Below are 13,305 nucleotides of genomic sequence, written 5' to 3'. Positions count from 1 at the left end.
TTTTAACTATTTGTTTGATGGTGTTCTTCCGAAGAATCGGTCGTCCTTGTCTGTTCTTCCGCCGTCTTCCAACGGAAATTCTTTTCGCATTGGAAAAGAAACCATTTCATCCATGTTCAAGATTCGTTTCAACTGTGGATGACCAATAAAATCGATGCCGTAAAAATCATAAGTCTCTCTTTCCATCCAATTGGCACTTGGAAAGATGGTTGTCAAAGTTTTTATTTCTGGTGTTGAACCACTGATAAAAGCTTTTATTTTGATGCGTTTGTTTTCGTACCAATTGTGCATGTGATAAACAACGGAAAATTGTCGTTCCAGCACGTTATCCGGATAATGAACACCGCATAAATCGGTCAGGAAATGAAAACGTAAAGAGGGATCATTTTTCAAAAAAAGAACAACTGCAGTGATTTTGTCGGCTGCCACTTCAAATGAAAAGATGTCTTTTTCTTGATTAAAACGGAACACGCTTTCGCCAAATGTTTCCACCAATTTATCTTCAATATATGTTGTTTCTAAACTCATTTCTTATTTTATGTTATAAGAGGCTAATAATTCTTGGTATTCTGGAGAGCTTCTTCTTCTTACAGATTCGCTTTTTACCAATTCTTGCAATCTCATCACGCCATCCACGATTTGTTCTGGTCTTGGCGGACAGCCTGGAACATAAACATCAACCGGAATTACTTTGTCTATTCCTTGCAAAACAGAATAGGTGTCGAAAACACCACCAGACGAAGCACAAGCTCCAACAGCGATTACCCAACGAGGTTCTGCCATTTGTTCGTAAACTTGGCGTAAAATAGGTCCCATTTTTTTAGAAATGGTTCCCATAACCAGCAACATATCGGCTTGACGTGGAGAAAAACTCACGCGTTCAGATCCAAAACGTGCCAAATCATAATGCGAGGCCATAGTTGCCATAAATTCAATTCCGCAACAAGAAGTTGCAAAAGGCAATGGCCAAAGTGAATTGGCGCGAGCCAACCCCACGACTTCATTGAGCGAGGTGGCAAAATAACCTTCGCCTGAAACGCCTTCTGGAGGGGCAACCATTTTTATATTTGAATCACTCATTTCTATATTAGATTTTTGGATATACGATATTGGATTTTTATAATTATTAAAAAACTTTATCGGTTTAAATCATTAATTAATTCGAGAAATCGTAAATCGTAATTCTCAAATCATAATTGTTTTTATTCCCATTCCAATGCTTTCTTTTTGATGATGTAGAAAAATCCCACCAACAATAAAAGCATGAAGATTACCATTTTAATCAATCCTTCTATTCCCAAGTCTTTAAAATTGATTGCCCAAGGATAAAGAAAAATCACCTCGACGTCAAATAACACAAAAAGAATGGCAACCAGAAAGTATTTTACCGAGAAAGGAATTCGGGCATTTCCTAGAGATTCAACTCCGCATTCGAAATTTTCATCCTTGATTGTAGAGGATCTTTTAGGGCCTAATTTACCTGAAATCATGATTGTGCCTGCGACAAATCCTATGGCCAAGAGTGCCTGCATTAGTATTGGAAAATAGTCTAATTGATTCGATTGCATAATGAAAATTGGTTTAGTCTAAATAAGGGTACAAAGATAGGTTTCGAGTATTTAAAACACAAGTATAAAGCGAAAATTAGTTGCTATATAAACAAATTTGTTGTAAATTCTGGTGTGTTTTTCTGCGAAAACGTTTTCATTTTTTTGTATAAAAGACATTTTGGTATTAAAAACAAAAAAAGCGTCCCGAATAGATCGGAACGCTTTACACATTCGTAGGCAAAAAAAATAAATTTTTTATGCTTAGATAACTGCTACTTTCGCAGCAACTTTTCCTTTTCTTCCTTCTTCTTCTTCATAGCTAACTCTGTCACCTTCACGCAATTCTTCTGCGTTGATTCCTGATGCATGAACAAAAATGTCTTTTCCTGTTTCTTCGTCTGTAATGAATCCGTAACCTTTTGATTCATTGAAAAATTTAACTGTACCTGTACGCATTGTAATAGTAATAATAATTTATAATGACGCAAATGTAATATTTAATATAATACGAAAGATATATTATGGAATATTTTATTAAAATATTTGATATTCAACGTTTTCTGGCAAATTTTATCGACAAACTACAATAAATCGAGTTTAATGTGTAATTCATTTAATTGTGTTTCATCAATTGCCGAAGGTGCGTCAATCATGACGTCCCTGCCAGAATTGTTCTTTGGAAACGCAATAAAATCGCGAATGGTTTCTTGTCCGCCAAGGATGGCAACCAATCTGTCCAATCCAAAAGCCAGACCTCCGTGTGGCGGTGCGCCAAATTGAAAGGCATCCATCAAGAAGCCGAATTGCTCTTTGGCTTGTTCCGGCGTGAAACCTAGGTATTTAAACATCAATTGCTGGGTCGCTTTGTCGTGAATACGAATAGAACCACCGCCAATTTCGTTTCCATTCAAAACCATGTCGTAGGCGTTGGCTCGGACTTTTCCGGGTTCGGTTTCCAATAATTTCATGTCTTCCGGTTTTGGAGACGTAAATGGATGGTGCATCGCGTGATAACGACCGCTTTCTTCGTCCAATTCCAATAACGGGAAATCTACAACCCAAAGCGGGGCGAATTCCGCCGGGTTTCTCAATCCCAAGCGAGTGGCCAATTCCATTCTCAAGGCAGAAAGTTGGGTTCTGGTTTTGTCGGCTGGACCTGAAAGCACGAAAATCATGTCGCCGGCTTTGGCACCGGTAGTTTTTGCCCAATTCACTAAATCGTCTTGGTCATAAAACTTGTCAACCGATGATTTGAATGTTCCGTCTTCGTTGCATTTCACGTAAACCATTCCGCTGGCGCCAATTTGTGGGCGTTTCATCCAATCTATCAAACCATCAATTTCTTTACGGGTATAATTTCCTGCTCCAGGAACTGCAATTCCCACCACTAATTCTGCAGCGTTGAAAACCGGAAATTCTTTGTGCTGTGCAAATTCGTTCAACTCGCCAAATTCCATTCCGAAACGAATGTCCGGTTTGTCGTTTCCGTATGTTTTCATCGCATAATCGTAAGTGATGCGGGGAAATTTGTCCACTTCAATTCCTTTGATTTCTTTTAGTAAATGTCTTGTCAATCCTTCGAAAACATTCAAGATGTCTTCTTGTTCCACAAAGGCCATTTCGCAATCGATTTGCGTGAATTCAGGTTGACGGTCGGCACGCAAATCTTCGTCACGGAAACATTTCACGATTTGGAAATATTTGTCCATTCCGCCTACCATCAACAATTGTTTGAAGGTTTGTGGCGATTGTGGCAAAGCATAAAACTGTCCTTCGTTCATTCTTGAAGGAACAACAAAGTCTCTTGCACCTTCCGGAGTTGATTTGATTAAATAAGGTGTTTCCACTTCGCAGAAATCCAAATCCGAAAGGTATTTACGCACTTCCATTGCTACTTTATGACGGAAAAGCAAGCTGTTTTTTACTGGATTTCTACGAATATCCAAGTAACGGTATTTCATTCTGATGTCTTCGCCACCGTCGGTTTCATCTTCAATAGTGAAAGGTGGAGTAAGGGCTGCATTCAATATAGTCATTTCGGTAACCAAGATTTCGATATCACCGGTTGCCATGTTCGGATTTTTGGCTTCACGTTCTATAACGGTTCCTTTGGCTTGGATCACGAACTCGCGACCCAGAGTTTTGGCCAATTCGAAAACGGTTTTATCGGTACGACTTTCGTCGAAAATTAACTGGGTAACTCCGTAACGGTCGCGCAAATCGACCCAATTCATAAATCCTTTGTCTCTTGATTTTTGAACCCATCCGGCAAGCGTTACTTCGGTATTGATGTGTGAGGCGTTCAGTTCGCCACAATTATGACTTCTATACATTGAGAATATTTTTTAGACTGCAAAAGTAAAAACAAAAAACAACTTAATCCCTAAAACGGGAAAACTTCGTTGTAAATAATGACGTAAATAATTGTTAATCTTTATTTCCCTTCAAAAAAATAAAGTAGATTTGAATAACAAAATTCAAAATTTACGCTTCATGAAAAAAATATTTTTAATTGCCATAGTATTTGTTTGTTCCAACGCCAGTTTTGGACAAATGATAAATTACGTGACATTTCAGGCTGAAATTGCCAACAGGAACAATGATTTTATAAACATTACCACATTAAACGGCCAATTACTGAAAAAGATTGAATTAAACAAAAAAGGAATTTTCAAGGATACTTTGAAGATAAAAGAAGGAAAGTATCGAATGAACGATGGCGTGGAATCTACAGAATTGTATCTTAGGAATGGCTATTCCATTAAATTAAAAATGGATGCCAAACAATTTGATGAATCTATTGTTTATTCTGGAATAGGTGCATTGGAAAACAATGTGTTGGCAAAAAGAATTCTCCAGGACGAGCAATATTACAAAACGGATTTTACGGCATTGGACGGAGCTGCTTTTGAAAATTTTAAAAACAAGAAACGGGAACTGGATCTAAAATTATTGGAGAATAACAAACTAAACGTGAATTTTATTGCGGTCGAAAAAGCCAATATGGAAAATACCTTGCAAAGTCTTACAGATTATTATAAAAAGACCCAAAGCGCCAATAAACTCAATAACACAATGTCTCCTTCATTTGATTATGAAAATCATAAAGGAGGAAAAACAAAATTGGAAGATTTTAAAGGAAAATATGTGTATATCGATGTTTGGGCTACTTGGTGTGGCCCGTGTCGCGCGGAAATTCCTTTTTTGAAAAAAACGGAAGAAATGTATCATGACAAGAACATTGTCTTTGTGAGTATTTCTATTGACGTTGACAAAGACCACGATAAATGGAAAAATTTTGTCAGCGAAAAGCAGTTGGGCGGCGTTCAATTGTTTGCCGACAAAAACTGGAATTCCGATTTTATGACCAGTTATGGCGTGATCAGTATTCCGAGATTTATTTTGATTGATCCAAACGGAAAAGTAGTGAAAGGAAATGCTTCAAGACCATCGTCGCCGCAATTGAAAGAAGAGTTGGATAAACTGTTGAATTAAGTAAAATGTTGTCAAATTTCGGTGAAAATATTTTTCGATTTAAAATTAATTTTTTACATTTACAGTACAACAAAGACGCTCTCGATTACAGAAAATAGATCAAAAGTTTAGAAAATAAACTGCTAATTCTGGATATTAAATTGTTAATATAGCGTCCTATAAAGAAATCGGCTGTCGCAAGTTTTTGCAACAGCCGATTTTGATTTTTGTGACTCATAATTGTAGGCACAAGAAACATTAAAAATCTACTTTTGGTTATATTCAAAAACCGCATCCCATACTTCATCTATTCTAATGAGAGCCTTGTCCAACGAAATTACTTCCCATTTGCCATTCGTTTCTATGGCAAGGCCAATGTTTTTTAATTTCAACAATGCATTTTTTACATGGAAATCAAGATCCGTATTTAACTTTGTTGAGAACCAAGATTCAATTTGAGAATCGAGTTCCTCTGCTGTCAATGGAATCTTGCTTCTGTTTAAAAAGGCATAAGCCAATATGGTTTCCTTAATTGCTTCTTCTTCCGAAGAGTTTAACAAAGAATAAAAGGCTCCGTTATTATTCCCCAGATTTTTAAAATAAAGACTATCCGAAAGCATTTTGGAATATTTTATCTTCTTGTTCACGAAGTTGCTGTATTGGCGAAATAAGTAAGCTGCCAATATTCCTAGCGCAATTAAACCTTGATTCAGCGAGGTTTTACTATTTAACAAGTCGATTGACTCACCCGATTTGTATGCCGCAGACATTAAAATCAATGCAGGAATTACTTTAGTGCTAAGTAATGAAATGCCTCCTCCAATTCCCGGTACCCAAAACAATAGTTTGTCTGTTGTCGACATCTTGGGAACAGCATTCGGGAATATGGTTTCAAGATCGTTTTTGGGAACGCGTTTAAAGACTTTCAACACGATGCATCCCGGGTCAATGAGCAGTTTGTCTAAATCAACTTTCTTTTCTTTGAAATAATGGGTATCTTGATAATTCAGAAAAATCATTACGCGGTCATAGTATTCTACCTCTATTTCTTTCTTCCAAAAAATAAAGTGGCTTACTTTTTCTTTCGTTTTGTGATGCCCTCGAGCATACAACTCATAATCTTTGATAGCCTTGAAATCTATGGTAAGATTTAAACCTATCAAATCCGAATCTTTTAAAGCTTTGTCCAAAGTTTCTTGATTAACTCGAGTGTAATTTGCTCGTTCAAGAACTTGGAGAAGCGTTTTTTTTAATTTTGAAAAATCACTTTTGCCAACAAATTCTTCTCGTTCTTCTGGACTTAAATCAGGGTTAAATACCGCATAATTTTGTTTTAAATTACGGATAAGATTAAAGGATTCATAGTGAAAATAATGTTCGGTGATATCGAATAGCTTTTTGAAATCTTCGACTTTCTTCTGGTCTTCCGAGAAAAATGCTAATTGTTGTTCGAGCAAGAATTCCTTGTCAAATGGAATATAATGTTCTCGTTTCATATGGAGTTCTGTTTCTTTAATTTTAGTGAATTGTTCTTTAATGAATCAATCAAAGGCAAGGTACTATAATTTTTTTATTTCGTTGTGTCTGCAAAAAAAAAACAAAAACCACCCAAAATCAAATCTTGGGTGGCTTCTTCAATTAAAACTAAAAAAATTATATTTCGATAGCTTTGGCGGCTCTGGCCAATCTTCTGTCACGTAAAGAATATTTGGTTCTTTTCACCAAGTAGAACATTACCGGAACTATGACCAAGGTCAATACCGTGGCATAAGTCAATCCGAAAATAATGGTCCATGCTAAAGGTCCCCAGAAAATCACGTTGTCTCCACCCATGAAAAAATGTGGATTAAAATCGGTGATCAAGGTAAAGAAATCAAAGTTCAATCCAATTGCCAACGGAATCAATCCCAAAACGGCCGTCAAGGCAGTCAACAATACCGGACGCAAACGCGATTTTCCAGATTCGATGATGACTTCTTTAATTTCGTCCAAGTTTAAGTCGTCATGGCTTTTCAGTTTGTTGTCGGTTACTTTTTTGTCCAATAGCAAGACGAAGAAATCCATCAACACGATTCCGTTTTTCACCACGATACCCGCCAGCGAAATGATTCCCATCATCGTCATCAGGATTACAAAATCCATTCCTGCAATAACATAACCATAGAATACACCACTAAAACTCAAGATGACCGTGAATAAAATCACCAATGTTTTCGAAACCGAATTAAATTGCAATACAATGATGATGGTAATTCCGGCCAAGGCCAAGAACAGCGCATACATCAAGAAACTTTGGTTTTTGCCTTGTTCTTCCTGTACTCCAGAAAAGGAATAACTCACGTCGCTCGGCAATTTGTAATTCTTCAGTTCCGTTTGGATTTGTTTGGTAATTTCATCACCATTGTAACCCGTCAACACATTCGAATAAACGGTCATTATTCGTTTGTGGTTCTTCCTTTTGATTTGGTTGTACGTCTTTGTTTTTTCGGTTTGCGAAATGGCGGAAACAGGAACTTGAACAATTTGTCCGTTATTCTGGTTTCTGAACGTCAACGATTGATTGAAAAGAATGTTTTCATTCTTGCGTTGATCGTCTTGCATGCGCATCACGATGTTGTAATCGTCATCACCTTCTTTATAAGTCGAAATCTCTTGACCATAAACCGAACGACGTAGGGCAAAACCCAGTTGCCCGGTGGAAACACCCATGCTTCCTGCATTTACTCGGTCTACTTTTACTTCAAGTTCAGGACTGTCCCTGTTGATGTCTACGCTCAATTTTTCGATACCGGGAATGCTTTTCGAATTCACGAAAGCAATCATTTTGTCGGCTTCTTTCAACATCAAATCATAATCTGTTCCTTTCAATTCCACACTGATAGGATAACCTGCCGGCGGTCCGTTGGCATCTTTTTCAACCGTAATTATGGCTCCGGCAATGGCTTTTACTTTCGAACGAATTTCTTCCAAAATATCCGAAGTATTAATCCCTTGACGAAATTTGTACTCGGAGAAACTCACCGTTACTTTTCCTTTGAAGGGCGTTTCCGAAGCGGAACCCGCATCAACATTTGGATTTCCGGCACCGATTCCCACTTGCGAAACGATACTTTCGGCCAAGAAGTTTTTGTCGGTTTTTGGGTCAACATACTTTTGCAAGATTCCAATGATTTGATTTTCTACAAACAAAGTAGCCTTGTTGGTTTTTTCTATCGAAGTTCCTTGCGGATATTCGATGTAAGCAATCACTTGATTCGGGATGTTGTCCGGGAAAAACAATACTTTTCTCGGGAAAATACCCAACAATATAAAGGAGAAAAACAACATTCCAATGATGGATACCAACGCAATCCAAGAATTCCTTTTAGTAAGGATTTTTGCTAAAAATACTTTGTATTTTTCTTCCATTCTCGGAAAGAAACTGTGCTGGAAATCTTGTGTCCATTGGTACAATTTAAGGAAGTACAACCACATTAAACCGGTAGCAATCAACAATAAATGTCCAATTCCTCTCACCAATTTACTGTCATAGGTATATTTCGACCCAATAAAAGCTAAGAATATTCCGAAGGCCAAAAACAGGATGGTATAGAATTTTAGGTTCTTTTTAGAAATATTTCTATCTTCAGTATCCATAGAACCTCCCGTCATTGCTGCATTGACCACCATCGCCACAAATAACGAAGCGGTAAGGGTCACGGTCAAAGTCATCGGGAAATACTTCATGAATTTACCCATGGTTCCTGGCCACAAAGCAAAAGGCAAGAACGCCATCAATGTAGTGGCTGTCGATGAAATTACGGGCCAAGCGATTTCGCCAATACCCACTTTGGAAGCCGTTACACGATCCATTCCTTTTTTCATGTTGGCAAAAACGTTGTCGACCACCACAATTCCGTCATCGACCAGCATTCCTAATCCCATTACCAATCCGAAAAGCACCATCGTGTTCAAGGTTAACCCCAAAGCCGAAAGGATGGCAAAAGCAATCATCATCGACAATGGAATCGCTGCTCCCACGAACAAGGAATTTCTGAGTCCCATAGTAAACATCAACACGATCATTACCAGAATAATCCCGAAAATAATGTGGTTCGACAATTCATCCACCTGGTGTTCCACACGTGAAGATTGGTCGTTTGTCATTTCGATTTTCAGGTTTTTTGGCAAATAGGAAGCTTGTGCTTCTGCTATTCGTTCTTTCACCTGTTCGATGGCCGAAATCATGTTTTGTCCCGAACGTTTTTTCACGCTGAGCATCACCACTTCTTTGCCTTTTTCGCGAGCATAAGTCGTTTTTTCTTTCTCCTTGAAATTGACAACCGCAATGTCTTTTAGGTAAACTGTTCCTCCAAATGATTTCACGATGATGTTCTCCAACTCTTTCGGGTCCTTGATTTCACCCACGATTCTAATGTTGTTTCTGGAACCTTGAGAAACCAAGTTTCCACCGGAAAGCGTCATGTTTTCGTATTTAACCGCATTCTGGATTTCGTCGAAAGTCACTTGGGCAGCCGTCATTTTGAAAATGTCAACGGCAATTTCCACTTCTTTGTCATCCACACCCAGAATGTCCACTTTTTTCACTTCCGAGATTTCTTCCAAGTCGTCCTGGATTAATTCTCCGTATTTTTTAAGTTGTTGCGTGGTGTAATTCCCTTGCAGGTTGATGTTCAAAATAGGCACTTCTTCTGAAATGTTCAATTCAAAAACATTCGGTTCTACCTTGCTTCCGTTGTCTAGATTAGGCCAATCGGTTTCTGCTTTGGCATTGTCCACTTTGTCCTTGATTTTTACTTTGGCGGCATCAATGGTGACATCATCGTCAAACTCGGCGATAATCATTCCGTAATCTTGAAACGAACTAGAAGTTACTTTGGATACCCCACTAATATTTTTGATTTCTTTCTCTAATGGCTTGATGACCAATTTCTCTACATCTTCGGCTGAATTTCCAGGAAAAACGGACGAAATATATACTTTGTTTTCGATGATTTCCGGGAAATCTTCACGTGGCATAGTGATGTAGGCGTAAACCCCCGTAATTACAATTAATGCAGTCAAGATGTAAACCGTGACGCGATTGTCAACAGCCCAGTTTGAAATGCCGAATTTTTTATGATTTATACTGTGCATCTTTTTTAGTTTAGAAATTTAGTTTCATTCCGTCAGAAATCGTGTTCATGCCTTCAGTAACGATCACGTCGTTATCAGATAATCCGTTTAAAATTTCAGTTACATTGTCAGAGGATTGTCCCAGTTTCACGATTATTTTCTTGGCAGTTCCCGTTTTTCCGCTTATGTTTATTGCGGTGTAAACAAATTTGTTTCCTTCGCCGTCTTCTTGAATTACGTTTGTAGGAACCACAACAGTGTTTTTGTTAATATAATCCGTGATTTTAAGATTGGCCACTTGGTTGGGACGCAACAAGTTTTCCGGGTTTGGAACACTTACTTCTATTCCAAAACTTCTATTGCTTGGATTCACGAAATTTCCGATTTGACGAACCTTTCCTTTATAGGTTTTTCCCAAAGAAGTCAATAAAACATCCACTTCTGTACCTACTTTTAGTTTGCCGATATAAGTTTCAGGAACCGATGTCGAAACATACATGTTCGATAAATTCACGATTCGCATTAATCCTTGGGCGCTTGGTGCCACAACTTGTCCTTTTTCTACAAAAACTTCGTCGATTGTTCCGGTAAACGGTGCTCTTATGATGGTTTTTGCCAATTGGGCTTTGGCTTGCGCCACGCCTCTTTGAGCCGAAACCATTTGGGTTTGTGCTTGCAAATATTGAATTTCGGAACCAATTTTTTGATTCCAAAGATTTTTTTGACGCTCGAAAGTGGTTTTTGCCAAAGCATATTGGTTTTCTAAACTAGCCACTTGTTGGCTTAAACCTGCATCGTCAATTTTTCCAAGAACTTGTCCTTTCGAAACTCTTTGTCCTGCTTTTACGTTCAAGGAAACCAATGTTCCTTGATATTCTGGTTGAACCAAAATGTTTTCTTTGGTATCCACGCTACCTTGAATTTCAAGATAATGGCTGAAAACGGTATCTTTTACGGCAAGAACAGAAACTAACGCTTCTTCTTTTTTAACATCCAATTTTGCCAAAGCTTCGTCAATTTTGGATAAATCGGCTTGGATCAACGCTTTTTTGGCTTGAAGTTCTTTTACGTTTTTTGATGCAATTAAAGTGTCAATGTTGGTGTTGTCTTCTTTCTTCCCGCAAGCGAAAAGGAGTAACGAAAGTGTGGAGATGATGACTATTTTTTTCATTTGGTATAGTTGTTTATATATGATTATTGTTTGTTGATTATTTTTTCCAAGGCTGCTTTTTTGTTGATGACGTCCACCATCGATTGCAGGTATTTTTGTTGGGCAGTGTACAATTGTCTTTGGGCATCATTAAAATCAAAACTGGAAGACAATCCTTCCGTGAATTTTATTTGTTGCTTTTTCTCGATTCTTTCCGAAAGTGCCAAATTGGATTTTGCCGTGGCATATTCTTCGATGCTGAATTCGTAATCGCTTTTGGCTGCGGCATATTGCAATTTCAATTTTTGTTCCGTTTCCGTCAATTGCGTTTTGGCTTGATCCAAAGCGATTTTGGCTTGTTGGGTTCTGGAACTTCTGGCCAAACTGCTGAATATTGGCACATTCAAACTGACACCCATATTCGAATAATTGAACCAATTTTGATTTTGGGTAAAAAACTGAAATTCGTCCTTGAAAGCGGTGGCGCCATAATTTACGTTTGCGGATAAGGACGGCAGGGCTTTGCTTTTTTGCAATTTCAATTCTAATTCTCTTTGCTCTTGAAAATTCATGGCCATTTGATAATTCACGTTTTCTGAAACCGAAAATCCGTTTTGGGAAAAAGCCAAATCTAAATTGGAAACAGTCAAATTGTCTAGTTTGTCCGTTAATTTCAAATCATCGTTGATGTCCATTCCCAGCGTCATTTTCAGCATTTTATAGGCCACGTCTGAAAGTCTTTTATTGTAATTTAAAGTACTATTTATGGAAGTTAACGTGATTTCCAGTTGCTCCACGCTTTCTTCTTCAATCAAACCATTCGTGAAAGTTGCTTTAGTGTCGGACAAGGTTTTCTGCAAGGTTGCCTTGTTTTTTTCCAGAATGGCAATGCTTTCTTCGGCCAACAACACATTTCCGTAGGAGTTAATCACGGCTTCCTTGATTTCGATGTCGGTTTTTTGTTTGGCATTTTGATAGTATTTCAAATAGGTTTTCGAAGCCTGCAAAGCCACGATATAGGAACCGTCAAAGATTAATTGGCTCAAAGTGGCGCGTGCTATCATATTGTGCTTGGTTCCAAAGGCAACTTCGGCGTATTCTCCGGGGTTTCCTCCAAAAAATTCGGCAGGAACGACTGATTTTTGCAAAACGAAGTTGTTGGTATAATCTACGCCAGCATTGATTTGTGGCAAACCCGCTGCGGTAGTTTCCCATTTTTTTTCTTTGGAAGCGTCAATGTCTCTTCCGGCATTTATGGCCGAATAATTATTGGTCATGGCGTGGGCAATGGCTTGCTCCAAGCTATAATTATATTTTTTCTGTTCTTGCGCTTTTGCCGTCAGGGCAAAAACGAATATGGGAATTAAAAATAGTTTTTTCATTGATTATAGATGATAGTTGTTTAATTGTTTTTCTAGTTCGATGATTCCTTCTGGAGTTGCCATTGCCCTGGTATGGTATTCCAAGGCTTGTAATTCTAGTAAATGTGCTTCAATTTCAGAACTAATATTTCCATTAATGCTGAAAATCAAGGTGTAATAAAATTCTACATAAGCATCTACAGGTGTGTTTTTCCGGTACAATCCTTGTTGAATTCCTTTTTCGATGTTTTGTTTAAAGACGATATTACATTCCGTTATTTCTCGAGCCATTACCGCATTATAAATTTCGGGATAATGTTTTTTTAATTGATAAACCGGAGAGGTGTCACCCGCTTTAAACATTTCTTTGAACATTTTTCGAATCTCGAAATTTTCCTCGATGGCATTATGGTTTTTGGCTACAATACCGTCAATGATTTGATGTACTTCTTTGTGGACCATTGATGTTGATTCTTGAATAAGAATTTCCTTGTTGCAAAAATATTTGTAAATGGTTTTCTTGGAAATGCACATTTCGCCGGCAATATCATCCATGGTGACACTCTTAAAGCCCAGTTTCAAGAACAAATCGGTTGCTTTTGCTATAATTTTATCTTTCATTGTTTTTGCTGAAATCGTTTCAGACTTTTTACTT

11 protein-coding genes are annotated in these 13,305 nt (G+C 37.9%); 1 reads left to right on the top strand and 10 read right to left on the bottom strand.

Going from position 1 to position 13,305, the window contains the following annotated elements; translation table 11 throughout:
• Positions 1–6: 6 nt before the first annotated feature.
• The 5 genes from OZP13_RS14750 to aspS form a co-directional block, all read right to left on the bottom strand.
• Positions 7–528 carry an NADH-quinone oxidoreductase subunit C gene (locus tag OZP13_RS14750; RefSeq protein WP_281297660.1) on the bottom strand — a complete coding sequence of 174 codons (522 nt, stop codon included), beginning with the start codon at positions 526–528 and terminating at the stop codon, positions 7–9.
• Between the two features lie 3 nt (positions 529–531).
• Positions 532–1,080, bottom strand: a complete 549-nt coding sequence (locus OZP13_RS14745) for an NADH-quinone oxidoreductase subunit B (protein WP_281297659.1) — start codon at positions 1,078–1,080, stop codon at positions 532–534.
• A gap of 122 nt (positions 1,081–1,202) precedes the next feature.
• Positions 1,203–1,568: an NADH-quinone oxidoreductase subunit A gene (locus OZP13_RS14740; protein WP_281297658.1), complete on the bottom strand. Its 366-nt coding sequence runs from the start codon at positions 1,566–1,568 to the stop codon at positions 1,203–1,205.
• Between the two features lie 243 nt (positions 1,569–1,811).
• Entirely contained in the window at positions 1,812–2,006 is a 195-nt protein-coding gene (locus tag OZP13_RS14735) for a cold-shock protein (protein WP_007137066.1), read from the bottom strand.
• A gap of 125 nt (positions 2,007–2,131) precedes the next feature.
• A complete protein-coding gene (gene aspS, locus OZP13_RS14730) occupies positions 2,132–3,883 on the bottom strand; it encodes an aspartate--tRNA ligase (RefSeq protein ID WP_281297657.1) in 1,752 nt (583 codons plus the stop codon).
• 160 nt (positions 3,884–4,043) lie between these two features.
• Between aspS and OZP13_RS14725 the strand changes: the two genes are divergently transcribed.
• Positions 4,044–5,045, top strand: a complete 1,002-nt coding sequence (locus OZP13_RS14725) for a TlpA family protein disulfide reductase (RefSeq protein ID WP_281297656.1) — start codon at positions 4,044–4,046, stop codon at positions 5,043–5,045.
• 245 nt (positions 5,046–5,290) lie between these two features.
• Here OZP13_RS14725 and OZP13_RS14720 read toward each other — a convergent pair whose 3' ends face one another.
• The 5 genes from OZP13_RS14720 to OZP13_RS14700 all read right to left on the bottom strand — a co-directional run bounded on the left by OZP13_RS14720 (position 5,291) and on the right by OZP13_RS14700 (position 13,271).
• Positions 5,291–6,520 (bottom strand): TMEM143 family protein, encoded by a 1,230-nt coding sequence (locus OZP13_RS14720; protein WP_281297655.1) that lies wholly within the window; start codon positions 6,518–6,520, stop codon positions 5,291–5,293.
• 157 nt (positions 6,521–6,677) lie between these two features.
• On the bottom strand, positions 6,678–10,160 hold the full coding sequence (locus OZP13_RS14715) for an efflux RND transporter permease subunit (protein ID WP_281297654.1): 3,483 nt from the start codon (positions 10,158–10,160) through the stop codon (positions 6,678–6,680).
• Positions 10,161–10,170: 10 nt separating this feature from the next.
• Positions 10,171–11,310, bottom strand: a complete 1,140-nt coding sequence (locus OZP13_RS14710; protein WP_281297653.1) for an efflux RND transporter periplasmic adaptor subunit — start codon at positions 11,308–11,310, stop codon at positions 10,171–10,173.
• A 23-nt stretch (positions 11,311–11,333) separates the two neighbouring features.
• Entirely contained in the window at positions 11,334–12,671 is a 1,338-nt protein-coding gene (locus tag OZP13_RS14705; RefSeq protein WP_281297652.1) for a TolC family protein, read from the bottom strand.
• Between the two features lie 3 nt (positions 12,672–12,674).
• Positions 12,675–13,271, bottom strand: coding sequence for a TetR/AcrR family transcriptional regulator (locus OZP13_RS14700; RefSeq protein WP_281297651.1), 597 nt, complete (start codon positions 13,269–13,271; stop codon positions 12,675–12,677).
• Positions 13,272–13,305: the final 34 nt, after the last annotated feature.

Source organism: Flavobacterium limnophilum, assembly GCF_027111315.2.
In the GTDB taxonomy this organism is placed as follows: Bacteria; Bacteroidota; Bacteroidia; order Flavobacteriales; family Flavobacteriaceae; genus Flavobacterium; species Flavobacterium limnophilum.
Note: the sequence above shows the minus strand (reverse complement) of the source record. Positions and strands in the feature narration are given on the sequence as shown.